Source organism: Gammaproteobacteria bacterium, assembly GCA_041395445.1.
In the GTDB taxonomy this organism is placed as follows: domain Bacteria; phylum Pseudomonadota; class Gammaproteobacteria; order Xanthomonadales; family Marinicellaceae; genus NORP309.
This window is the reverse complement of sequence record JAWLAO010000001.1, coordinates 164,204-189,273: the sequence shown is the minus strand read 5'-3', so window position 1 is coordinate 189,273 and position 25,070 is coordinate 164,204. Positions and strand designations below refer to the sequence as shown.

The 25,070-nt window shown below is 35.3% G+C and carries 22 protein-coding genes and 2 tRNA genes; 13 read left to right on the top strand and 11 right to left on the bottom strand.

Annotation, left to right across the window (positions count from 1 at the left end):
* Positions 1-441 (bottom strand): hypothetical protein, encoded by a 441-nt coding sequence (locus R3F25_00885; GenBank protein ID MEZ5495380.1) that lies wholly within the window; start codon positions 439-441, stop codon positions 1-3.
* 78 nt (positions 442-519) lie between these two features.
* Between R3F25_00885 and maiA the strand changes: the two genes are divergently transcribed.
* A complete protein-coding gene (gene maiA, locus R3F25_00880; GenBank protein ID MEZ5495379.1) occupies positions 520-1,161 on the top strand; it encodes a maleylacetoacetate isomerase in 642 nt (213 codons plus the stop codon).
* 2 nt (positions 1,162-1,163) lie between these two features.
* On the opposite strand, the gene R3F25_00875 is transcribed toward maiA, so the two are convergent.
* Entirely contained in the window at positions 1,164-1,685 is a 522-nt protein-coding gene (locus tag R3F25_00875) for an SRPBCC domain-containing protein (protein ID MEZ5495378.1), read from the bottom strand.
* Positions 1,682-2,023, bottom strand: coding sequence for an outer membrane protein assembly factor BamE (bamE, locus tag R3F25_00870; GenBank protein ID MEZ5495377.1), 342 nt, complete (start codon positions 2,021-2,023; stop codon positions 1,682-1,684). The genes R3F25_00875 and bamE overlap by 4 nt, the downstream gene beginning before the upstream one ends.
* Before the next feature lie 104 nt (positions 2,024-2,127).
* On the opposite strand from bamE, the gene fur reads away from it, so the two are divergent.
* The 4 genes from fur to R3F25_00850 all read left to right on the top strand — a co-directional run bounded on the left by fur (position 2,128) and on the right by R3F25_00850 (position 5,809).
* Positions 2,128-2,526 carry a ferric iron uptake transcriptional regulator gene (gene fur, locus R3F25_00865; GenBank protein MEZ5495376.1) on the top strand — a complete coding sequence of 133 codons (399 nt, stop codon included), beginning with the start codon at positions 2,128-2,130 and terminating at the stop codon, positions 2,524-2,526.
* A gap of 6 nt (positions 2,527-2,532) precedes the next feature.
* Positions 2,533-2,889 carry a 6-carboxytetrahydropterin synthase QueD gene (queD, locus tag R3F25_00860; GenBank protein ID MEZ5495375.1) on the top strand — a complete coding sequence of 119 codons (357 nt, stop codon included), beginning with the start codon at positions 2,533-2,535 and terminating at the stop codon, positions 2,887-2,889.
* A 47-nt stretch (positions 2,890-2,936) separates the two neighbouring features.
* The gene (locus R3F25_00855) at positions 2,937-3,512 is read left to right on the top strand and encodes a transglycosylase SLT domain-containing protein (GenBank protein ID MEZ5495374.1); all 576 of its coding nucleotides are present in this window, start codon (positions 2,937-2,939) and stop codon (positions 3,510-3,512) included.
* A gap of 122 nt (positions 3,513-3,634) precedes the next feature.
* Positions 3,635-5,809, top strand: a complete 2,175-nt coding sequence (locus R3F25_00850; GenBank protein ID MEZ5495373.1) for a M28 family peptidase — start codon at positions 3,635-3,637, stop codon at positions 5,807-5,809.
* 5 nt (positions 5,810-5,814) lie between these two features.
* Here R3F25_00850 and R3F25_00845 read toward each other — a convergent pair whose 3' ends face one another.
* The 5 genes from R3F25_00845 to R3F25_00825 all read right to left on the bottom strand — a co-directional run bounded on the left by R3F25_00845 (position 5,815) and on the right by R3F25_00825 (position 9,282).
* Positions 5,815-6,213: a CBS domain-containing protein gene (locus R3F25_00845; GenBank protein MEZ5495372.1), complete on the bottom strand. Its 399-nt coding sequence runs from the start codon at positions 6,211-6,213 to the stop codon at positions 5,815-5,817.
* Between the two features lie 8 nt (positions 6,214-6,221).
* Positions 6,222-6,566: a P-II family nitrogen regulator gene (locus tag R3F25_00840; GenBank protein MEZ5495371.1), complete on the bottom strand. Its 345-nt coding sequence runs from the start codon at positions 6,564-6,566 to the stop codon at positions 6,222-6,224.
* 4 nt (positions 6,567-6,570) lie between these two features.
* Positions 6,571-7,350 (bottom strand): DUF1538 domain-containing protein, encoded by a 780-nt coding sequence (locus tag R3F25_00835; protein ID MEZ5495370.1) that lies wholly within the window; start codon positions 7,348-7,350, stop codon positions 6,571-6,573.
* A 4-nt stretch (positions 7,351-7,354) separates the two neighbouring features.
* Positions 7,355-8,089, bottom strand: coding sequence for a DUF1538 domain-containing protein (locus tag R3F25_00830; GenBank protein ID MEZ5495369.1), 735 nt, complete (start codon positions 8,087-8,089; stop codon positions 7,355-7,357).
* Between the two features lie 257 nt (positions 8,090-8,346).
* On the bottom strand, positions 8,347-9,282 hold the full coding sequence (locus tag R3F25_00825; GenBank protein ID MEZ5495368.1) for a hypothetical protein: 936 nt from the start codon (positions 9,280-9,282) through the stop codon (positions 8,347-8,349).
* A gap of 401 nt (positions 9,283-9,683) precedes the next feature.
* Here R3F25_00825 and R3F25_00820 point away from each other — a divergent pair, with 401 nt between their 5' ends.
* Positions 9,684-11,750 carry a hypothetical protein gene (locus tag R3F25_00820; protein ID MEZ5495367.1) on the top strand — a complete coding sequence of 689 codons (2,067 nt, stop codon included), beginning with the start codon at positions 9,684-9,686 and terminating at the stop codon, positions 11,748-11,750.
* An 83-nt stretch (positions 11,751-11,833) separates the two neighbouring features.
* On the opposite strand, the gene R3F25_00815 is transcribed toward R3F25_00820, so the two are convergent.
* The 3 genes from R3F25_00815 to R3F25_00805 all read right to left on the bottom strand — a co-directional run bounded on the left by R3F25_00815 (position 11,834) and on the right by R3F25_00805 (position 14,029).
* Complete coding sequence (locus R3F25_00815) at positions 11,834-12,814, bottom strand: malate dehydrogenase (protein ID MEZ5495366.1); 981 nt, start codon at positions 12,812-12,814, stop codon at positions 11,834-11,836.
* A gap of 24 nt (positions 12,815-12,838) precedes the next feature.
* Positions 12,839-12,915, bottom strand: a tRNA-Pro gene (locus tag R3F25_00810).
* Between the two features lie 61 nt (positions 12,916-12,976).
* A complete protein-coding gene (locus R3F25_00805) occupies positions 12,977-14,029 on the bottom strand; it encodes an HRDC domain-containing protein (protein MEZ5495365.1) in 1,053 nt (350 codons plus the stop codon).
* Between the two features lie 36 nt (positions 14,030-14,065).
* Between R3F25_00805 and R3F25_00800 the strand changes: the two genes are divergently transcribed.
* The 7 genes from R3F25_00800 to R3F25_00770 all read left to right on the top strand — a co-directional run bounded on the left by R3F25_00800 (position 14,066) and on the right by R3F25_00770 (position 24,507).
* Positions 14,066-15,691, top strand: a complete 1,626-nt coding sequence (locus R3F25_00800; GenBank protein ID MEZ5495364.1) for a bifunctional metallophosphatase/5'-nucleotidase — start codon at positions 14,066-14,068, stop codon at positions 15,689-15,691.
* Between the two features lie 9 nt (positions 15,692-15,700).
* Positions 15,701-17,581 carry an SUMF1/EgtB/PvdO family nonheme iron enzyme gene (locus R3F25_00795; GenBank protein MEZ5495363.1) on the top strand — a complete coding sequence of 627 codons (1,881 nt, stop codon included), beginning with the start codon at positions 15,701-15,703 and terminating at the stop codon, positions 17,579-17,581.
* 71 nt (positions 17,582-17,652) lie between these two features.
* Positions 17,653-17,739, top strand: a tRNA-Leu gene (locus R3F25_00790).
* A 183-nt stretch (positions 17,740-17,922) separates the two neighbouring features.
* Positions 17,923-18,876: an integrase arm-type DNA-binding domain-containing protein gene (locus tag R3F25_00785; GenBank protein MEZ5495362.1), complete on the top strand. Its 954-nt coding sequence runs from the start codon at positions 17,923-17,925 to the stop codon at positions 18,874-18,876.
* Positions 18,798-19,106 (top strand): tyrosine-type recombinase/integrase, encoded by a 309-nt coding sequence (locus R3F25_00780; protein MEZ5495361.1) that lies wholly within the window; start codon positions 18,798-18,800, stop codon positions 19,104-19,106. The genes R3F25_00785 and R3F25_00780 overlap by 79 nt, the downstream gene beginning before the upstream one ends.
* Before the next feature lie 2,556 nt (positions 19,107-21,662).
* The gene (locus R3F25_00775; protein MEZ5495360.1) at positions 21,663-22,016 is read left to right on the top strand and encodes a hypothetical protein; all 354 of its coding nucleotides are present in this window, start codon (positions 21,663-21,665) and stop codon (positions 22,014-22,016) included.
* A gap of 2,194 nt (positions 22,017-24,210) precedes the next feature.
* Entirely contained in the window at positions 24,211-24,507 is a 297-nt protein-coding gene (locus R3F25_00770; protein ID MEZ5495359.1) for an SOS response-associated peptidase family protein, read from the top strand.
* Positions 24,508-25,070: the final 563 nt, after the last annotated feature.

The following is a 25,070-nucleotide window of genomic DNA, read 5'->3' as shown; positions in this document are numbered from 1 at the left end:
TTAAAAATCTAATGGTGGAATACAGCCTTGTTGTTGGATAAACACAAAACCTATTAATAATGGCAATACTACAATTGCCTGATCTCTGATTTCCTTAAATCCAACAATTGTGGCTATTACTCTTGCAACTAAAATTATTGTAAAGACTTTTGGTGCTGAGCTGAGAAAATACATCACCAAATACCCCCAAATAATCGAAGAAATGACTAAACATAATTGTGAAATGATAAAAGTCGCTTTAGTTGACAGACTTTTTGAAAATACATTTGTTTGAATAACAAGGCTTAATAAACTGATAGCAACAGCTATCCACAGGATTCCTGAGAATCCTACAAAATAGGTATATGCAAGCGCTGAAATGATTTCTACGATATGAAAAAAATATCGTCTTTTGGGTAAAGTTGAATCGTTATGGTTCTCTTGAAAATTTTCTGTCATCATTTTTTAAACAAATTAATTAAGTATTCTAGCAAATTATAGTGATAAAATGACCGAATAATCATTTCGAAAGTAAAAACAATGAAATTATACAGTTATTGGCGTAGCACGGCTGCCTACAGAGTCAGAATTGCATTAAATATCAAAGGATTGGACTACGAATACTGTCCAGTACATTTAGTTAAAAATGGTGGAGAACAATTTTCGCAAGAGTATAAATCCATCAATCCGCAAATGCTGATACCCTCATTGATTACTGAAAATAATGAAGTTATTACCCAATCATTGGCAATTATTGATTATCTTGATGAAAAGTATCCTGAAAAAACGCTATATCCTGTAAATATTGCTGAAAAATACCGTGCAAAAGCCATCGCTTTAAGTATTGCTTGTGATATTCATCCACTCAATAACTTAAGAGTGTTGAAGTATTTGAAAGAAAAATCTTTTCAGCAAAACCAAGTTGATGATTGGTATGCTCATTGGATTCATCAAGGGTTTTCAGCAATCGAAAAACAAATTGAGCAAACAGCCGGCACATTTTGTTTTGGAGAAATAGTTTCGGTCGCGGACATTTTTCTGGTTGCTCAAGTATACAATGCCAACAGATTTAATGTTCCGTTAGATAATTATCCCAATATACTCAGGATTAACTCGAATTGTCTCAAACGTGATGAATTTATCAAGGCTATTCCCGAAAATCAGCCTGATTACGATGTTTAATTTCAGGATTCTTCGGTTACAAATCTCTCAGTTAATCGATTGACTTGAAGCTGTAATACCTGATTAACGATGGGAGCAAGTGATTCTAAACCCTCTTTGGAATAGCCACTAACATTATAGACTAGTGTCAGTTTACTGTTATTTTCGTCAATTGCAGAAAACTTCCAGCTCATACCACCGTGCAACCCCATCATCTGTATTGGACCAAGTCCGCCGGTCATAAGAATTTCTTCATTTGGTTTTACAAAAGTCACAGTCATGTGCCAAACCTGGTTATCACCATCAATTTCACAAAAACAACCGCCGGCTTTAGGTTGTAGAAACATATTTTCAGATTTGCCAAACCATGTGTGGTCTTTATCCCACCATTGTCCAATATTTAAAAATTGCTGATAGAGGTTTTGAGAATTGGTAGGAATAGATTTCTCAATTTGTACTGAAAAGCCATTCGCTGAACTTGATGTAACTTCAGCAAAAGAAGTTGCTGAAGTTAAAATCAGTATAAAAGAAATCAAAGACTTCATTCTTTTTCTTCGATGTTCTCACTATTTTTTTCAGGGAAATAGTTTCCTTCGGTTCTGACCAGTCTATCATTCTCGAAGTAGAGAGTTAAATGTTTAACTTTATCAATTTTGCCTTTTAATTTCATGGTGTTAATATAGTCCCAACGATCTTGATTAAAAGGATCGGCAATCGCAGGTGTACCAAGAATTATCGCTACTTGGCGTTTGCTCATATTGGGCTTAATTTCATCAACATCATCTTGTTCCAAAACATTTCCTTGTTGAACCGGTGTTTTATAAACACAAGCCGTGGAAAAGAACAGAACAAACAATGAAACTAAAATAGTAGATATTTTCATAACAATAATTAAACTTTTTAACAGTGCAAATGATACAATATTGCCGGTTAAATAGCAGTTAAATTGTATTATATTGGCAAATATAATCCGTTAATGGATGACTTATGAAAGGCGAAAATATTAAAGAAGCAGGGTTAAAAGTAACACTCCCACGACTTCAGGTTTTGGAATTTTTGGAAAAAAATGTTGGTAAACATTTTTCAGCAGATGAATTATTCACGCAGATAAGAACCAGCAGTAGTGAAATTGGTTTGGCAACAATTTACCGAGTTCTAAATCAGTTTGAAGAAGCCGGTCTGGTTATAAAACATCAGTTTGAGAATGGTCAGGCTGTTTATGAATTGGATACAGGTGAGCATCATGATCACATGGTGGATGTTGAAAGTGGTGAAGTGAAAGAGTTTTATGATGAAGAAATTGAAGCGCTTCAGGAAAAATTAGCGAAAAAATATGGTTATGAACTCGTTGATCATAGCATGGTTTTGTACGTGAAAAAATTATAATACTTTATGGAAATTTACAAGAAATTTACGGTTGAATCAGCTCACTGGCTGCCTAATGTTCCTGATGGTCACAAGTGTGGTCGATTGCATGGCCACTCAATCAATATTATTATCAGCGTTGCAGACAAGGTTGATGGGCAATCCGGATGGGTTATGGATTTTGCTGATATAAAAACTGCGTTTAAACCAATATATCACCTATTGGATCACAATTGTCTTAATCATATAGATGGCTTGGAAAACCCAACCAGCGAAAATATATGTTTATGGATTTGGGAAAAGTTAAAACCTGAGTTACCAAATCTTTCTCAAGTTGAAGTTTGTGAAACTTGTAATTCGGGTTGTATTTATCGGGGAATCTAAGTCTGATTTTTTCTACAGAAAAGCTAACTCAACTTTTCAAAATAGAAGTGTTTTGGTTTACTGTTATTCTAACTTTGTTAATTATTTCTTCGATCAGTTCCTGTGCCAAAAAACCACCATCCAGCCTTGATAATATTTGCACAATATTTGACGAAAAGAGCAGGTGGTATAAACACGCAAAGAAATCTGCTAAGAAATGGGGAACACCAGTTCAAGTTCAGATGGCAATACTCAAGCAGGAATCATCATTTAAACATGATGCGAAGCCGAAACGAAAAAAACTACTCGGTTTTATTCCTTGGACCAGACAATCTTCGGCTTTTGGATATGCACAGGTATTGGATGAAACCTGGGAGCAATACATTGATGAAAGTGGTAATAACGGCGCTGACAGGGATAGCTTTAAGGATGCCATAGACTTTATAGGTTGGTACACATTCAAGACTCATAGCATTACAGGTGTATCAAAATGGGATGCTTACAATCAATACCTTGCTTATCATGAAGGGCAAGGTGGCTTTCAAAGAAAGACTTTTAAAAATAAAAAATGGTTGTTGGAAACAGCTCGACGAGTTGATAACACAGCAAAAACTTACTCAACTCAACTTAAAAACTGTCAATAATGTTCAAAAAATATAGTAATCACATTGTGCTTATCGTCATAGCAATCTTTTCATTTCTGTCAATATGGTTGAGTCAACCTAGAAAATTAAGTCAGGAAACTCAACTTACAAGTGGTTTCAAAATGCAAAATGCGGTCGCAATCAACAGAAATATAAGCAAAGAACCGCATTATGTAGGGTCACCTAATCATGAAGTTGTCAGAGAGTATATTATTTCAGAACTTGAGACATTGGGTTTGCAGGTTGAAACTCAAACTGAGCCGGTGCTCAATGAGCAAAATGTATATTCTTCTGTGACTAACGTCATTGCTCGTGTTCCTGCTAATAGTTCAGCTCCGAGTACGGATGCGATACTTGTAATGTCGCACTATGACTCCGTTCCCTATCAATCATTTGGCGCTGCTGATGCCGGTTCCGGTGTGTCAGTGATTCTGGAGGGAATCAGAACGATATTACAAAGTAGCAGCGAAAGACATAATGATATTATTATCCTTATCACTGATGCAGAAGAAATCGGATTACTGGGTGCAAAGGCATTTGCTGATAAACACAGATGGATGAGTGATGTAAAAATTGTCATGAATTTTGAAGCTCGCGGAACCGCAGGACCGGCTTTTATGTTTATGGAAACCAATCAGGGTAATGCGAAACTTCTGGATCTTTTTAATCAGTCACAAGTTCAATATCCAAATTCCAATTCTTTAGCGTACAGCATTTATAAACTCCTTCCGAATGATACCGATTTAACTGTTTTTCGTCGTGATCACGATATTCAAGGTTATAATTTTGCCTTTATAGATAACCATTTCGACTATCACACTCCCAGGGATAATAGTGATAACCTTTCGTTAAACTCTTTAGCTCATCAGGCTTCATATTTAGTGCCGATTCTGCAAGAATTATCAATAACAGATTTGACACATATTCGTACAGATGGAGATATGGTTTATTTTCAATTACCGTTTTTGAAGACGATTTCCTATCCCTTTTCCTGGGCAGTTTCATTGAGTCTTGTCAGTTTATTGCTATTTTTGAGTGTTGTTCTTGTAACTGTAAAAAAAGGTTTAGCCAATCCGAAGAGGATTCTTTCAGCAACATTGCCGTTTCTCAAGTCGATAATTATGGTTTTATTTATCTGCTTTGCATTATTGAAATTTCTTTATTGGTTGCATCCTCATTATTCAGAAATCATGCAAGAATTTACCTACAACGGTTATTGGTATATTCTGTTCTTTTGTTTGGTGGCATTCAGTACAAATTATTTTTTGTATTCCTATGCTCGCGAAAAATTTAATTCAATCGAGCTTATGATTGCGCCGATATTAATTTGGCAGATTATTATTTTACTTTTTAGTATCTATTTAACCGGTGCTCACTTTTTTATTCTTCTTGGGCTGACAGGAACTTTAATTCTTGCAGTTCGAGTTTTCTTTAACAGGTTGAGTAATTATTTGGTTCTTCTATTGGTAATTCCTTCGATAGTGATATTTGTTCCTTTGATAGTTCAACTTCCGGTTGCTTTAGGACTCTCAACATTACCTTTTGTCGGTGTATTGCTGGTAATGATTTTGTCAGTTTATCTGCCGGTTTTGTTTGATAAAAATACAATTGAGGTCAATAGATTTGTTTTTGTTTTTATCCCATTGGCGATTTATATTTTTGCAGAAACTCAAGCATCATTTAATAAAGACAGACCACTTCCTGATAGCTTGTATTATTTCCAAGACGAGAAAACACAGAAATCCTATTATTACACCCATGATTATAAAACTGATAAATGGACCAACCAGTTTTTCACTGAGAATGTACTAACAGAAGAAGGGTTTAAAGAATTTATTACTCATCAGTGGTTGTGGGCGAAACACGTGGCTTATACAGAAAATAGACACATTCCTGTTGCAAACGTGGAAATTTTGAATGATACGACCCTAGATGGAAAAAGAAATATCAAATTTTTGATTCAGTCTGGGAAAGAGGTCAATCGTATGAATTTGATAACAAATAATGAAGTTGTCATTTATCAACTATCTATCAATGGTGAGAAAAGTAATATCTCTAATGAAAAGAAATATCAGCAACAATCAAGATTGTTAAGAATATACGCAAATCAAGAGTCTTTCTTTGAAGTGAATATGGTTGCGAGCTCAGACTCTGATATAGACTTATCATTGTACGAACTAACTCCGGGACTGATTGAGAAATTTAATTTGCCGCAAAGACCTGAAGAGTTTATGCCTAAACCATTTGTCGCTAGTGATTCGATTGTCACTAAACAGAATTTGCCAATCAAAAAGTAAATGTATTATTTACTCTCGTCAAGTGCATTAAAGAGAAATTTGGTATAGTCGATTATTCCGATGTATTTACCATTTTCCTCGATTGGAGCAATTCTGATGTTGTAATTATTCATGAGCCGAGGAACATAGCGGATATTTAAATGTGAAGGAATTGCAAATACCGGTTTAGTCATGATTTCATAAACACTCACTTCATCCAATGTTTTGCCGGGTACAATAACACCGTGAATAATATCACTAACAGTTACAATGCCATTGGCATCAGATTGATTTCTTTTCTGTATTATTAACGCGTTGACCTTTTTCTCTTTCATCAATTTGACTGCATCTCTGACACTTGCTAGTCCATCAATATAAAATAGTTGATCCGATGCTATATCTTTTATTTGAGTATAAGTTTCCATAATGAGTTTTATAGTTGTTCGGTTTTAAGATTTTCCCGGATTGCTTTTATTTGGTTTGAAAAACCGGCAACCTTGTCAATATTGAGTGCAATCAATACGCCATTACCGGGATCTTCTATATTACATTCTTCGGAGACTGTATCCATGATTTTCTTTGTGTGATGTTCTTCCACAATTAGTAAAACAATATCTGTTTTATCTCTGATTGAAAGACCCAAAAAGCTCGAAGAATCAATGCCAGAACCTTTCCCCTGAATAATTACATCGCCGGTAGCTCCTGAGTCTTTAGCCGTTTTTACAACTTTTTCAGTAATACTCGGATCTACTAATGCAACAATTAAATTAAATTTCATAAGTCTATTTTCCGCTTTTTTTAATTTTACTAATATATGTGATTAAGTCAATTATCTGTGCATACCCCAAAACCGTAATCATCGGAAAAACACTGGCAAAAGCAATTAAGCCAAAGCCATCTAAAGCAGGATTTCTCCCGGGTACGACTGAAGCAAGCCCTAAACCTAATGCAGCCACAATCGGCACAGTAACTGTCGAGGTGGTAACTCCACCGGAATCATAAGCAAGTGCTACGATATCCTTTTTGACAAAAATGGTTTGAATAATAACTACAATGTACCCAACCATTATGTATGTGGCCAATGAGCCACCAACAACAATACGATATGTTCCAACAGCTAGTGCAAGTGCTACCCCTATAGCCACTACAAACCGAAGATAGAATGTTCCTATTGTTCCTCCTGAAACTTCATTCGCTTTAACTGCAACAGCATAGAGTGAAGGTTCAGCAATAGTGGTTGAGAAACCAATCAGAGCTGCAAAAATATAAATCCAGTAGTAAGCCTGCCAATCTGTCAGCGAACCGGAATAGTGGTCTTTCAGAAACTCGGGAGATGAAAGCTGTTTCGCCATGAGTTCTCCAACGGGAAATAGAGCTTTCTCCAAACCAATCAGAAAGAATGTCAAACCAATGATGACTAAAATGACACCAAATAAAACTCTGCCGAGGTTGGGTATGGATTTCTTAATTACAAAAATTTGAAAAACAGCAATGAGTGTCACTATAGATGCGACATCCTTAATTGTATTAACAAATGTATTGGCAAGTTCTTGAATCAACATAATTCTAAAAAATAACCATCCCATAACCCATTACAAATATCATTGGTAATAATGAAGCAAAAGCTATTAAGCCAAAGCCGTCAGTTAGCGGACTTCTGCCATCAATAATGCTTGCTAATCCAACACCAAGAGCAGTTACTAAAGGAACCGTAATGGTTGAGGTCGTTACACCGCCGGCATCATAGGCAATTCCTATGATTTCATCCGGAGCGAAAACAGTCATCAGGATTACCAGAACGTAGCCACCGATAATCAAATAATAAATTTTCCAACCTTTAATAATTCTCCAAATTCCAATTAAAATTGCCAAACCAACAGATACAGCTACTGATAACCTCAGACCCATTGCATAGCTTGATTCATTTTCTGCACTAATGAGATTGGCCTGGACAGCAATTTCTGCAGCTTCTTTAGAGACAGCTATCAATGCAGGTTCTGCAATTGTTGTAGAAAAGCTCAGTAAGAATGAAAAGGATAATAACCAAAACAAACTGCCTTTTTTGGCTAATGCATAGGATAAATTCTCACCAATTGGAAACAATCCTAACTCAAGTCCTTCCACAAAAAGCATCAACCCAACGACAACAAAAATGAGTCCGATTAAAATTTCTGTAAGGTTTGGAAATGGTTGATGTAAAACAACAATCTGAAAAAATAACACAACGAAAATTATTGGTAACAAATCCAGAAAAGACACTTTTAGCTTTTCGGTAATTATTTTTGTGAGTTTTAGAACCATTGAATTGGTGTTTGGGTTTTTCCGGTAAATTATGGAATGAGTTACTAGTGTAACATTATATATTTTTTATGAATTTCCATAAAGATTTGTAGAATTAAAAGTCGATAATCTGAAAATTAGAAACTGAATGCTACAAAAGCATTACAAAAAAACTGTGTATTTGATAATGCTTAAATTGTCAGTAAAAGATACTCAAATTATCGATTGAAAAGCTTTTCCATGTTTTCATAAATGTAACAAAGATGCTCGATAAATTTTTAGTGAGGGTATGGACCTTTATAACTAAAATCTCGTATTTCTTTTGTCCAATTCAACGAGGAGTTGGTTAGTGAGTAAGATTTAACTGATAAAGGTACAGTCTCATATTGGTTATTTATCAATCGAACTGATGGCAAATCAACAAACACTAATTGCTCACCAATGACTTCGAAAGGTCTAAAAGAAGAATGATTCATAATACTGCCTAATACTTGTCCAGAAACAGAATAAATCGTCCATATATAATTATCCCATTTGGCGTTATCGCTATCCTGATTACTTACTAATACATAGTCTCCAGAGATACTTTTAAACTTCCGACCTACAACCGCTGGGATGAGATTATCTGATTCAACATGAATATTTTGTTTAACCATTCTACTGGACATTGGTTTTACGCTAGCTAATTCCAAACTGTTAATATCATCAATCACAACAGAGCCAAAAATTTGTGTAGGCGGTGTAATTTCTTCTGCCATCATGCCTTGTATTTTTTGTTCGAAAAAACTCCATTGAAAGTCATAACTGTATGTATTGCTTATGTTATCGAAAGTTGGATAAGCGGTTAGGTTGAATTTTGAATGAATTGTATCTTGAACTTGCGAACTTACATCTTGCGGAAGCTGAAGTTCTTTTATTTGCAATGTTTGACCAGTCATAGATAACGTTGAAATTGCTAGAAACTTTAGGTTTTTACTTGATTTCTGAGTTAGTATCTTTGAATCAATAACAGCAATAGGTATATCAGCCGAATCACTTTTCCAATTCACGTTGCCGGTGCTTGCATCAATTGACTTAATTCCATTTTCAGGACTAGCAATTAAAATTTGTGATGATTCCTTATCAAGAATCACACCTTTGAAAAGCTCAAATGAAAATGAGTTTGAAGTAAGGAGAAGTGTTGTAAACCCAATAAAGTAAATCAATTTATACATTTTTGTTCACCAATATGTTATCTAATTGCGGTACACATGTTTTTCGATAAAAACAACAGTAATCAACGTAACCTAGTTTGAATTCTACTATATTTTTTTTACATTTTATAGTAGGATTGTTTATGCTTTGAAAATAGTGGTGATTAACAGTGATTAAATGTATAAAAAACAGGCATAACTTAAGCAGTAAATGCTTAATACTTGGATTATTTTTTATTGGGAGTGCTTTAGCGCAGGACTGGCAGAGTCTTGGTCCGGGACCACTCTTGTATGGTCAATCTGAAGGGATGCCTGATACTCCTGTTATTGGCGCGATTCACGGGATTGCAACACACCCTACCAATGAAAATATTATTTATGTTGCGACAGTAAATGGAGGGGTTTGGAAGACCTCAAGTGCAATGGATTTGAGTCCAGACTGGATGCCATTAACCGATAACCAGAACTCTTTATCAATGACTGATATAGTATTTGATTTTTCAGATGTCAGCTTTCAAACATTAGTTGCATCATTTGGACGAAAAAGTAGTTTAGGAAGTGTTGGCGGTAGTAGAGAAGGGTTAATCAAGACAATTGACGGAGGTAATACATGGTTCCCCGTAAATGGTATGTCAGGGAAAAATATTATTAATGTCTATGCAAACGGCTCTACGTTTGTCACTGCGGTGGATGTTGCAGACTCATATACATGTGGAAATATTGGGATTTTTAAATCCACAAATGGAGGAACTAATTGGTCTCATACTATGAACCTAGGTAACACTACTGGTATGGTAGTTGATCCTCACGATAATAGTATCTTGTATGCGGGTGTCAATACATATGGAGGAGTTTGTTCGCCAGGGGCAGTGAGTGGTATTTACAAATCTATAGATAGTGGTAGTAGCTGGATAAAAGTCAGTGATATAGCAATGGATACTGTCGTTGGATCTGATACTTGCCATTATAAGATTTCAGTGGGATCCACTAGTGATATTGTTTTTGCTGGCATGGCTTGTCAGGGAAAGCTTGCAGGTGTATTTCGTTCGGATAATGGAGCATCAACATGGACTGCAATGGATATTCCTGAAACAAATGAATCGGGAACAATGGAAGGTATTCACCCCGGTGGGCAAGGCGGATTGCACTTTTCATTAGTTGCAGATCCATCTAATAATAATATTGTTTACGTTGGAGGAGATAGACAGCCAGCTTCTGGAACATCACCATCTTTTCCGAATTCAATCGGTGCAAATACTTATTCAGGAAGACTTTTTAGAGGTGATGCCTCTCAAAGCCCTGGTTTTCAATGGGCACCGTTGACACATTCAGGAACTGCTAGTAATAGCTCTCCTCATGCAGACTCAAGAGATATGCAATTTGATTTTCAAGGAAACCTTCTGGAGTCTGATGATGGCGGGATTTATCGAAGAACGAATCCTACTAATTCCAGCGGTGATTGGGTCTCAATTAACGGAAACCTTAGAGTAACCGAACAACATGATATGGCGTTTGATACAACATCAAACATAACATTGAGTGGTAATCAAGATAATGGCACAAGCAGACAAGATACATTTAACAGCGGAAGTTGGTCTGTGATTAGTGGCGGAGATGGAGGCGATGTTGTGGTGGACACACTATCATTATCTGGTGTAAGTCAGTCGATAAGATATGTCAGTTTTCAGAACTTACAAGTATTGAGGAGAATAACCTATGATAATAATAATAATTTTATCAGCATAGATTATCCATCTTTGATAGTCCTTAATGGAGGTGACCCGATTTCTGCTCAATTTGTTACTCCCTTATCAATTAATAATTTAAATGGGAACAGACTAATCATAGGAGCTGGTAATTCAGTATACGAATCTTTGGACAAAGGGGATACTGTGACAGAGGTTGGACCCGGAATTTTTACAGTAGGCACAGGAAGAAACAATATTGCTTATGGTGCAGCAGGTAATGAAGATATATTATATATTGGAGGATGTCAAGGAAGCTGTTACGATGGATCGGATGGTAGTGATGGAGTGTTTGTAAGAACAGTATCAAATGGGTCGTTGAATCATGTTTTTACTCCTAATGATTTAATCCAAGGTGTTATTGTTAACCCTTCTGACCCGACAGAGGCATTTATTATTGAAAATCTCAGGGTGTTACATACAATTAATACAGGAGCTAATTGGACTGATATTACAGGTTCATTGTCAAATTTCGGAAGATTCCGTTCGATTGAATTTTTAACTGATAGCAATGGAAGTGACAATGGGGTGGCTGTTGGAGCTGATAAAGGCGTCTATATTTCAAAAGAATCTACTAATTACAGCTCATGGTCTGTTCTAGGCACTAACATGCCTAACGCATTGGTTTATGAGTTAATGTATCACTCGGATAATGATAAGCTAATTGTAGGGACTATGGGAAGAGGATCGTTTGTATTATCTGGTGTTTTAAATGACTTGATATTTATGAATGGTTTTGAGTAAGAACAGAGTTATCTTTACTTTTTTCTTTTGCAAAAAACCTGCAGTTAAAGCAGGTTTTTTTTATTGAAATTTAAGAAAAGTTTTTAAGAGAACAAATGCTCAACGGCAGCTCGTTCTTCTCTAAGTTCTTTTTCAGTTGCATCCAACCTTTCTTGTGAAAATGAGTCTATTTCTAAACCTTGAACGATTTCATATTCACCATTTTTACAAGTAACTGGATAGGAAAAAATAATTCCAGGTTCAACGCCATAACTGCCATCACTTGGAATTGCCATTGATACCCACTCTCCATCATCTGTACCTAATTCCCAGTTGCGGATATGGTCAATCGCTGAAGAGGCAGCTGATGCAGCACTTGAAGCACCACGAGCTTTAATAATCGCTGCACCGCGTTGTTGGACGGTTGGGATAAAATCATTTTCATACCAATCTCTTTCAACCATTTCAGTTGCACTTTTACCTTCAATTTTAACATTAGAAATATCAGGATATTGTGTGGATGAATGGTTTCCCCAGATTGTCATATTTGTGATGTCACTGGTTTGAGTTCCTGTTTTAGCAGCTAGTTGTGCCAACGCACGATTATGATCCAAACGAGTCATCGCTGTAAACTGCTTTGGATTAATGTCCGGTGCTGACTGTTGGGCTATAAGAGCATTGGTATTTGCCGGATTACCAACAACAAGAACTTTGATATTCTTGTTGGCATTGTCATTGATAGCTTTTCCTTGAACGGTAAAAATTGCACCGTTTGCTTCCAATAGGTCGCTTCTTTCCATTCCCGGACCTCTTGGGCGAGCACCAACAAGAAGAGCAAAATCCGCATCTTTAAAGGCTACATTCGGGTCATCGCTGGCAAAAACACCATGAAGTAATGGAAATGCACAATCTTCTAATTCCATTACCACACCTTGAACTGCATTCATCGCCGGCGGAATTTCCAGAAGTTGAAGAATGACCGGCTGATCCGGTCCTAACATATCACCTGCTGCGATTCTGAACAGCAATTGATATCCAATTTGTCCTGCTGCACCTGTTACTGCCACTCTTACCGGATTTTTCATATTTAACCTCATATAATTTTCTATTGGTCGGGATGAGAAGATTCGAACTTCCGACCCCCACAACCCCATTGTGGTGCGCTACCAGGCTGCGCTACATCCCGAGAAGTGTGTATTTTAGTTTTTAAGTTCAATTGTGCAAGTGTTTTTCCAAATACTCACAAATTAGCCATTGATTAACCCCCATAACTCAATATCATTGAGAGTATTCCCTCGGGCAATGTGCGTTTTTAAATCTTGCGTGTTTATAACCAGTGAAGGTGGAATATCTAACTCTTCGCATTTTTCAATCATCATCTGTTTTGAAGCTGCGAAGATTTGAGTTTGATTCAAATCAAGTCTGAAAATATCCGGTAACGATTTGGCATGTATTTTTTGAGAACTGTCATAGAGAGCAATCAAATCATTGCCATTGTATTCGACAAATTTTTCATACAATCCAGCTTTTTTGATGAGTTCAGTATTGTTACCGGGTCTGAGTTTGATAATTTTTCTGATTTGATCATTTTTCATGATCCAGTTTCTAGGCTTGTTTCTTTGCTGAGCAAAATCTTCACGCCATTGTAGAATTGCAAATAACAACTTCTTTTGTGAAATATTTAAGCGGTCAGACTTTGAAATTTTGATAAATAGTTTTTCAATAACTTCTTTAGCATCAGTTGAATGCATTTTATTTTTGCTGACAAGCTCAAACCATTCCATTCTTCCTAAAGTTTCGAGCTTTTGAGATAAAATATTTTTCATTTCAGCAAGATGTGCTACATCTCCGATCGCATATTTAATTTGATTAGGGGAGAGTGGTCTTCTCATCCAATCGGAACGACTGTGTTCTTTTGGCAAGTCAACATCCAACAGATCTTTAACCAGATTTTGGTAGGAAACGTGTAAACCATATCCGCAAAGAGAGGCAGCGATTTGAGTGTCAAACACATTTTTCGGCTGGCGGTTAAACATATTTTGTATAATTTCTAAATCCTCCGAGCCGGAATGAACTATGATATTATCCAATATATTTTGCAAACCTTCACTTGGCTGAAGTTTTTTCATATCCAAAAGGTAAAATTCTTCACCGATTTGAAACTGAAATAGTGCCGGATTCGGGTAGTATGTATTTACGCGCTCAAACTCACTATCAAAAGCTAAAGCGGCTTTTTTTTCAAGAGAAATAAGCTGTTCTAATTGCGAATTATCGTCAATCCAATGGTAATCTGTTATCATCCGCTAATTAAAACATATTTTTCAAAAACAGCCAATATGCACTCAGTAAATTTTAAAAAACTCGGAATATTATTTTTAATTTTCATCTTAGTTTTAAGCTCTTGCCATACAAAAAAACACTCAGCTTCTCAATCATTTGTCATTCTGGCAATTAACGATGTTTATCGTATTGAAGGATTGGATCAAGGGAATGTTGGAGGTCTTGCCAGGGTTAGAGCTTTAAGAAATCAACTAGAGAGTGAAGGGAAAAAAGTTTTGTTATTGCACGCCGGAGATTTCCTTTATCCATCTTTTTCTAGCCGAGTTGATAATGGCGAGTCAATGATTCATGTATTGAATTTTCTGGATGGTTTTTCTCCGCAATTTGATGATGACATGATTATTACCTTTGGAAATCATGAATTTGACAAAGGAAAAATGAAATACATGTCCAACTTGCAACAAAGAATTGATGAATCTGAATTCAATTGGCTGGACTCCAATATCAACTGGAAACGTGATGATGAATTGGGTGTGATTACCTCTGAGAAAATGCATAAATGGTTGATGAAAGACTATTCAGGAATCAAAGTCGGTATATTTAGCTTAATGACAGATATGGCGAAACCTGAATATATCGCCGGATTTGATGATACAGTTGAAGTAACAAAGCATTATGTGAGATTTCTTAATGAAAAAGGTGCTGATGTGATTGTTGCTCTCACTCATCAGCAAATGTCCGATGACAGAAGAATTATGAATCTTGATAAGAAAGATCGCCCGGATTTGATTATTGGTGGTCATGAACACTATCGCCAACTGGAACAAATCGACAATCACTGGATTACCAAGGCGGATGCGGATGCCGTTTCAGCAACTGTGATTGAAGTGAGCAAAACTCACGATGGCAATATAAATTTTTTACCAGCTTTTATTGATTTGGATAAAGATTTTAAACCGGATAATTTCGTTCAGCAAATCGTGAATAATATGGTTGTAATGACAGACTCGCAATACTGTCGTAAACTCAAATTAGAAGACGATTGTCTCGACTCGGCTTATGGAACAACTAAAGTAACCTTAAAAGCTGAAGAAAGCGAAATCAGACGTTTTGAAACAAATATCGGCAACTTTATCGCAGATACTGCTAAAGAAGAATTTGATCATTGTCATGCTGATATTGCATTTATTAATTCAGGAGGAGTCAGACTTAACCACGATATTGAGGCAAACAGTTCAATCACTAAGAAGCACATAGAGGGAATGTTCCCGTACTCAACAGAGTTGAAGCTGATAAAAATTAATGGTGAAATTCTAAAAAAAGTTATTACTCATAGCATAGATATGTGGACTGCAAATGGTCACTGGTTATTAACCTCAGGTTTTAAATACACACATAATCCGGAAAAACAACAATTTACAAACTTGCGTTGGTCCAAAAATGATAGGTTCATAGAGAATAATGAAGAAATATTTGCTGTCGTTCCGCAATATATAATTGATGATAATACAGACCATGATGGATATGATATGATTGATTCGAGTATGATTGTAAATTGTAATAAAAATGGTTCCAGTTTGAAGCAACTGGTTATCCAGAAGATTCAATTTACGAGCGGAGGAATTGCACCGGTCGTTGACGGTAGAATTTGCAACACATTGAGAGATAACTGTCCGGAATAGAATAACTATATGTCTGGTAAAGAAATTGCTGTTTTCATTGTAGGAGTTATTCTTGTTGTTTTTCTTGTTGTTATGAAAAATACTGCATCGAATTCCCGCCTTATTGATGCACCTGATTTAGTGGCTGACAACTCGCAAACTCCAATACCAATTCAACAACCTAAAGAGTTTCAACCAGATACTAATTTCCCAACTATTGATAGTATTCTCGATGTTCCGCAGTGGGAGTTCGATTTGCAAACTCTGAGTACCTTAACCAGTGAAGAACTTATTAAATCCGCAAACCTTTCAATTGATGAAGACAGGTATTTTCAACCTGAAAATGATAATGCATTATTTTATTATCTGAGTTTAAAATCAATTGACGAAGCGAATGAAAATTTGCAAATACTTTCTGAGAAGATTACCAATAAGATTCTGGATATTAGCAATTTGGCGATTTCTGAAAGCGATTCTGACAACTTAACTTTTGCTATCTCAAGATTGAAAACACTAAATCCAAATCATGATGAAATACTCAATCTTGAAGAAAAACTTTCAACCATCAAAACCATCAATGACATATATCCAAAAGGATTGCAATTCCTTGCTGAGGGCAATGTAATAAATGCTGATAATAATGATGCATGGCATATTGCAAAACGAAGTTTTATGTTGGATGCTGAGAATCCCAAAAGTATTGAATTGGTTAGTAAAGTTGAAGATTTTTTAGTGGCTGAAGCCCTGTTGGCCGCAGAGGAAATTGACTTTCAATTGGCAAACTCCTCATTGGAACAATTGGAAATGCTCAATCCTGAATCTGAAAATATTCTCCCAACAAAGCAACGAATCACTGATTTGAAGCAACAAAGACTATTGTGGCTCAAACAGCAAACCGAATCTGCAATTGACACAGCTAATTTACAACGGGCTGAGCAAATGTATGAACAATTGCTAATGTTAGGAGTTGATGATGAACAATTTGCAGAATATAACTCTGAAATTCAAAGAATTCAGATATTTGGCAGATATAAGCCGTTAGATAACTTTGCAGATTTCTATAACAATAGCGAACTTCCTAAGATGGTTGTTATACCCACAGGAAGTTTTCTTATGGGGAATGCTCAAGGCTTAAATAATGAACAACCGTTACATAGAGTTGATATCCAATATGGTTTTGCAGTCAGTAAGAATGAAATTTCCGTTAAGGACTTCAGACTTTTCATTAAAGATACAAACTATGTGACTGATGCTGAAAAGAACAAATCATCAAAAATATATGATTTAAAAACGGGTCGCTTAAAAAACAAAAGCAAAATAACCTGGGAGCGTGATTATTTAGGCAAGAAATCCAAAGATGACTTGCCGGTAATTCACATTTCATGGAACGATGCATTGGCTTATACTCAATGGCTTGCAAATAAGACCGGTAAAAATTATCGCCTGCTTTCGGAGTCTGAATTTGAATATATACTGAGATCTAATACTACATCTATTTTCCCTTGGGGGAATGGAAACCCAACCGAAATCATTGAGAATTTAACCGGAAAACAAGATAAGTCGAAAGGAGTGATTCGTTCCAAATGGGAAAAGGGATTTGAAAACTATAATGACAAACATTGGGGACCAGCACCTGTTGGCAGTTTTGTTGCAAATAGTTTTGGATTAAATGATACGGCTGGAAATGTTATGGAGTGGGTTATGGATTGTTGGCACGATTCCTATGTTCGTGCGCCAGTTGATGGAACAGCATGGTTTAATCCGGGTTGCGAAAATCATGTGATTCGTGGTGGTGCATGGAGTAGTGCCAAAGAGGAGTTTTCATCAAGTAATCGCTCAACCGCAAAATCAGATTTTACCGATGCAAGGGTGGGTTTCAGAATTGCACTAACGCTTAAAACAAATAGTTAAAAAGTTTAAATATTTGAGCAATTTATCTTGAACAAACTGAAGAAATCTTTATACTTACACACCTCAAATGTGCCGGGGTGGCGGAACTGGTAGACGCGCCGGATTCAAAATCCGGTTCCTTTACGGGAGTGCGAGTTCGATTCTCGCCCTCGGTACCATTTAACTCAATCAGGGGCTTTCAGAAGCCCTTTTTTTATGCCTAAAATCTTCGCAAACCCTTATATATCAAGGGGTTTTAATTTCATAAGGTTTCAAAAGACTTCTTTACAACGCAATAAATTTGTTGGTACAATTGTGGGTATATAAGCATATACCAACACGAAAATGTGTGTGGAGATGCTATGTACCAACACGATGTACCAACAAACAGGCTTAAAATGAAGCTAAACAACACTAAAATAAAGGCACTCAAACCGGATAAGAAACAATACAAAGTCAGTGATGGCAGGGGTTTGTTTTTACTGGTTCATCCCAATGGTTCGAAGTATTGGCGGTTAAGTTATCGCTTTGATGATAAACAAAAAACCATAGCATTAGGAACTTATCCCGATATTTCACTGGCTCAAGCCAGAGATAAAACACATGAAATAAAATCAAAGATTGCTAATGGCATTGACCCCAGTGAACAAAGAAAAAATCAAAAAAGAAAGATAAAGAAATACACTTTTTTAAAAGTAGCCAAACAATGGTATAACACCAATTTAGAAAAATGGACAGAAATTCACTCCCGTAATATCTGGAAATCTTTAGAAGATAATGTTTTCTATCACTTGGGGGAAAGACCGATTGATAAAATCGACTCAATGGAAATGATTGAGGTTTTGAGGATTATTGAGAATAGGGGAGCTTTAGAACAACTCAAAAAGATTCGGCAAAGATGCAATCATATTTTTATATTTGCAAAGGTTCACGGCTTTATCAAGTCCAACCCATGTGAAGGTATAGAAACGGTTTTAAAATCGCCCACACGCACCAATTACAACTCAATCCAACTGAAAGAGTTACCCCAACTGGTAAAATCAATCAACAACTTTGACGGCGAACCCACAACCAAAGCCGGATTAAAAATTGCCTTATACACATTTCTCAGAACCAACGAAATCAGAAATGCCACATGGATGAAATCGACTTTGAAAACAAATTATGGACGATACCGAAGCCCGAATGAAATGAAACGATCACATATCGTACCCATGAGCAAACAAGTGATTGAAATATTCAGAGAACTGCAAAACTATACCAAGAGTATGATTACATATTTGCATCAAGCCACAAGCCACAAACTCAGCCAATAAGCAATAATGCTATGTTATACGGTTTATATCGGCTTGGTTATCATGGAATCAAGACCGTACACGGCTTTAGACACCTTGCCAGTACCAGTTTAAGAGAATTAGGCTATCCCAGCCACTTGGTAGAAAAACAACTCAGCCACGAAAACAAAAATAAAATTGAAGCCACTTACAACAAAGCCGAATATTTACCCGATAGAATTAAAATGATGCAGTTCTGGGCGGATTTGTGATAGTGCCAACGTCAAATAATACCGATAAACTCAAGAAAACAGATAAATGATTAAGCTGAATTGAGTATAATAAAACAACAATCAAGCGATAGGTCACAATGTACAAGTGAACACTTCCAACCGCTTTCGCTTGATTCCTGCTAACTGGAAGTTTTCACTTGGAAGAGTGTAAGAAAGAATTTAATGGTGAAAAGTTTTATACAAGAACTGAAATTGAAAAAATAGGAAAGTCTAAAACAGATGATATATTAAATACTCAATCACTAATCACGCCCAAAGCCCATATTCATCTTAAAGGCACAATAAGAGCTTATTTAAACACACTCGAAAATCACAGCTTAGCTTAGAGAAATATTTTGATTACCATCAAAAAAATGACTCAGCACCTGCAAGTATGAATATTGAAGAGCCAGCCAAATTTGTTGGCTAATAAAATCAATTTTCTTAGATGGTTTTTTTACTAACCAAACCTATTTTTAGAGAAGAACATAAACAGATTTGGTGTTTAGCAATAAGTCAAACTAAATGTTCAAGTGTATTAGCTCAAAATAGCTATATAGAGCTGTGGCTTACTAATTTTCCTGCATTTATTAACGAACTTGTAAATGCTATGACAACATCTATAGAAATAGTTTATATGGATGAAGTTGAAAAAAAAAAGGCTTTCATGATGGGGCTATTTTGATTTGTCGGGAAAAACGGAAACAAAAAAATTCTTTAATAATGCAGATTTATTAAATACATGGCTTAGCTTTATGGGATTACTTTAATGAAGATGATAATCTTATAGTTTATTACTACAACCAGTCTGGAAATTATTGAGCAAGCCATTAGATTGAGAACGATATTCATGGTTTTGACTTGAAACCAATCGAAATCCCAGAAATCAATGATACAGACCTAGAAAATTCATAAAGTATTTAGAAAATTGCAGACAAACAGATTATATTGATTTTTGTTTCAATTAATTGAATATAAAAGGTGGAAATGATAATTATTCCAGAGATTAATAAGGTTTATCCTTGAAAGAACAAAATAGATAAACTGGGCTTTATACATGATATTGATACAAACAATATTTATCTATTTCCAGATGGTAAACTGCGTCTTGATAGAACTGTAAACCAATTATACAAGACAAGTATTAGAGTTTAAGAAACAAAGAAACACCCACAAATGACCCACAAAAGTAAATCTCGACCACATCCAAACCACATAATTTTTCAACATTTTATTAAAGAAACTTCTGCTATCATAATGATTTCCTATTAACAAAAGAGAAAGAATATGACAGTAAAAACAACTTCTTACACCGTCCTAAAGTGACGGCAAAAATGCTAAATGTTTCGAAACCACACTTTGGCGAATGGTACAACAAGGCAAACTCAAGAAACCCATAAAAATATCAGCCAGAGCCGTTGGCTTTTTTGGAGTCCGATATTCAGGATTTTATAAATCAGCAAATGGAGCAAAGAGACAGTGAATAAATCTAAAAACAAAAAAGGTCATGAGATTCTTGGCGGAAGTCACGACCTAGAGATTATTACAAACAACAATCTGAAAATTGATTCTATACAAAAATCATTATACTCAAGCAATCAATGAACTCATATTTATTATATCCGTTGGTTTTGGTTATAACTTAGTAAAGGTTGGGAATGACCCTATTTTGAGATATGGCAGGGTACAGGCTCATCAAGGGATTTTTTGCATAGATTCAATTCATTTTCTGATGCAGTCAAGTTCTTATTGAAAGGCGGGTTTTGTTCACACTACAGACAAGCTATCAACCTGTTAAAACAAAGGAGGTTCAAATGAAAATGATATTGAACCGGATTTTAAGAACTAGCACTAGTGAAATAAAAAGGCAGGGTAGACTGCGACCTATACAAGAAATGATACAAAAGAGCCAACAAACGCCCAGTATCATGTAATTTGCATTGATGTTTTATTTGTTAGATTACCAGATTATTATGGTTTTGCTTGGGATAATCAAGCTCTTGTTTTTAACGGTACTTATTGGCAAGTGATTGATGATAATATCATGGAAAACTTTTTGCTTGAGTTTGCGGTCAGTCTGGGTATTCCTTGGGCTATCACAAAACCAATTACAGGTAAAAAGAAGCATTGCTAAACAATTTGCCAGTTCAGCCCCAAACCACAACTTACAACTGATACGGTTATAAATCTGCAAACGGAACTTTGCGGTTTGAATCCCAAAGCCAGAGTTAAAGGACTTCAATAAATTTGACTATATCAGATATCAACTTCCTTTTGCTTTTGATGTAAATTCAAGAACAGACTTGTTTCAATCATACCTTGATAGGCGTTTACCAGATAACCGCCTAGATGGTTTTATCTAGCTTGTTGGTTATCTTTTTGTTACCAGTAAACATTAAACCTTGAAAAAGTTTTTACTACTGTACGGATCGGGTGCAAATGGTAAAAGTGTTTTCTTTGATGTAATAAATGCCTTGCTGGGTTCGCACAATATAACCAAGTTTTCACTGGAAAGTCTTTGTGATGATAAAGGCGATCACAGGGCAATGATAGAGAATGTATTGCTTAACTACTGTACAGAAGTTAAGCGGAAATAAAATACAAAGTACCAACTTCTTTAAAATCTATGGCTATGGTGAACCATTGGAAGCGAGACTTCCATATAAAAAGACCCCGTTATCATTTCCAGATACAAAGCTGATATTCAATGTAAACAATCTGCCAACCACTTCCGATATGACAGACGGGTTTTTCAGGCGGTTTTTAATTATCCCTTTCAATGAGTTTATCCAACCAGAAGAAAGAGACTCAAGACTGGCTCAAAAGATAATCAACAAAGAATTATCAGGTGTATTGAATTGGGTTATTGGTGGCTTAAACAGACTTCTTGTCAAACAAACGGTTTTCTGAATGTGACACAACAGAAAAAGCGATTAAACAATATCAGATTGATGCTGATACTGTTCTGGCTTTTCTCAGTGAAACAGATACTAATGGTGGTTCTTTTAACCAAAGGCAGTGACTTATATTTCAACTATAAAGAATATTGTTGGGATTGTGGTCGTCCTGCTATTGGTAGAAGTAAGTTTTTCCAAAGACTTGAAAGACAGGGATTTGAAAGAACTATGAAAGTGCTAAACATACTTTGGTGAAAAGCATATTACAGCCAGTTAATTTCGAGTATATGACAAATTACAGTGAATGTGTTGTTTGATTTTTTTTAAACACTTTTGGGAAATAATGCCCAATGCCCAGCCACCCTTATTTAGACAAAATTTAAGGGTGTTTCTGGTGTTTAGGTGCGTTTTTCAAAAGTCCTGAGAAATTTATTTTGTAAGTTGAGAAAACATTCTTTACCAGTTTGTTGCATGTCAGAAAATATTGATTACAACGATAATGATTTGTTTTACCATTTTGTGAAATACTTATAAAAATAATTATTGCTTGTCTGCCATCAGCCCATGATAAGCCAGAAGTACCACGATTTTTGCATCAGATTGATTTTTAGTAACATTAAGTAGTTTATAAGAATCAAATTCGGGTATCATTTGCCAATTGCTTGCTTTTGCGAAAGTAGAAATAGCGATTAATATATATAGATGATTTTTTTCATATCAAAACTATCAATAATTCTAATTAATTTACATATTTGCAGTTCATTTCATATTCCTGATTTATATAACGATAAAGTGTTTCTTCTTCTAGTAGATTACATGGAATGATACCACCTTCGCCTCTGGATTTGTTAAGCAACTCTTTTAGAGTGATATTGCCAGAAGAAGTCTTGTTCAATGTCTTTTAAATGTGGAAATATTCACAACCCCACAATCGCTATATCCAGTCTCATTGGCTAACCATATACCTCCTGTTCTGTAATTTAAATGTTTCATCCCAGCTGTTCATTGTATTAATTTCACATGTTTGTGTTTTTATTAATTGTGTTAGTGAGATTAGCTCAAAAATGACACTTTATTGTTGTTTGATATAGCTTTTTATTACAATTTTCAATCGCCAACTTCATATTTTCTTTCCAATATCACTATTTTTGTGTTTTACATTTTCATATAGTTGTTACACATTTGATTATATAGTTCATTAATCGAATCATCAGAGTCTTTACTAAATTCATCTTTTAACTCTTTCATCGCTTTATTAAATTCATCAAGTTTTAAAGCGTAGGAAAGCATAACTTGATTAAAATGCAATAATTTGATGGTTGTATTATCAATCAAGTCACATCTGTATGTTACTGATGATTTATCTGGACTATTTTGAATGTGCAAAATCCCAGAGGATGGTATATTGTTTTCAGATTGACTGGGTTTAAAATAACAATTAATAGCAGTAGTAGTCTTTTCTTCATGCTGTTTACAATAGAATTATTAGTATGATTTTAATATAACATACTTTAGAGATACTATTATGATATTTTTCATAAACAAGTAAAAGTATATATGACTTTTCCAAAACTTATTTTCCAATATGAAATTCTGGGAATGTAAAATTTATCTGGTCGCTCGTTTTCCATGTATCACTTAAAAGACTTTTGAACCCCCCTGCACCCGAATTTTTTGGCACTATAAAAAAGGGTTTTATCGGCACTATAAAAAATAATAGTAACACTATAAAAAAGGCTTTTTGTCGGTCATATAAAAAACAATTACTTCCGACTATAAAAAGAGTTTTTAGACACGTTAAGAAAAGTAATTTTCCGTAGCCATAAAAAGGAATTTTTGCGGTTTTATAAAAAGCAATTTATCGACTCGATAAAAAGAATTTTAACACTATAAAAAAGGGATTTATACAGACATTTTCTTACACTATAAAAAAGGTGTTTTCCAGCCTTTTCCACTTACGGGGGATTGCAAAGCCTCGAAACCTCAAATTTATTTTCTTAATGGGTTGTTGTTTCAGTTTTCAAAATATTTATTTTACAATATTTATATGTGTGGGCATTTGGTAGCAATCAGTGATTTTAAAGTTGAAAATCTGACTTTAAAATTAGTGTAGAGGATATTGAAAGCAGGGGGATAAGGGTACCGGCTTCAAATATCCAAATTGTCTACGAACATGAGGAAAGAGGCAGAAATCTGATTGATGCTAAATGGTGGTTGATGCTCGAAAAAAGCGGAAAGCCCACTATAAATATGCAACTTTCAATAGCCGATATGATAAACTTTATTCCAGCCGATTGACTAAAGGACTATTTCAAAAGTCTCGTTGTATTATTCCTGCCAATGGTTTCATTGAAGGTCAGAATAAAAAGTATCATTTTTTAGAAAACTCTGATAACGCTTTGGCTTTGGGTATTTGCAAACATTATCAAATCAATGATGAAATTATTACTACAGCCTCAATTATCACATGTCCGGGAAATCCTAAACTCAAAAACATACATTAAAAAATCAATTCCTTAATTTTTAACCATGATGATACTGATTTAATCAACATGTGGTTAAGTCCCAAAATTACAGATAGCGAAATTTTCAGCGACTTATTAACAAATAATCTCAGGGTTGATTTAAAAGCCACTCCAATAAAAAACAGCCAGAGACCTTACACCCAGAGAAGAACCAATTTTAATAGGTCACGATTAGAAATATTTAATAGGGGGAGGCCAGAACCTGATACATGCTCACGCTGGGATTCGTTTGCCTAAAGATTTTTTATATCCACAAAATGAACATTTCAGAATTGAATTTTTATATTCAATAACAGTCATAGATTGTAATGTTGTAATATATAAGTTACACTCTCAATGTGATTGAAATTACCAAATGTCTTAATGTAAATGGGTAAAACAGTTGAGTATAAAACAAGTGATTATTTACAATCAGAACAAGATAGAGCCGAATATTTGAAAGTGGCTTGGAAAGTAATGATGATAAATTGATTTTGCTTGCCATGCGTGAAATTATCGATTCTATGGTGGTATGAGCTAAAGTTATCACAAGCAAGATACCG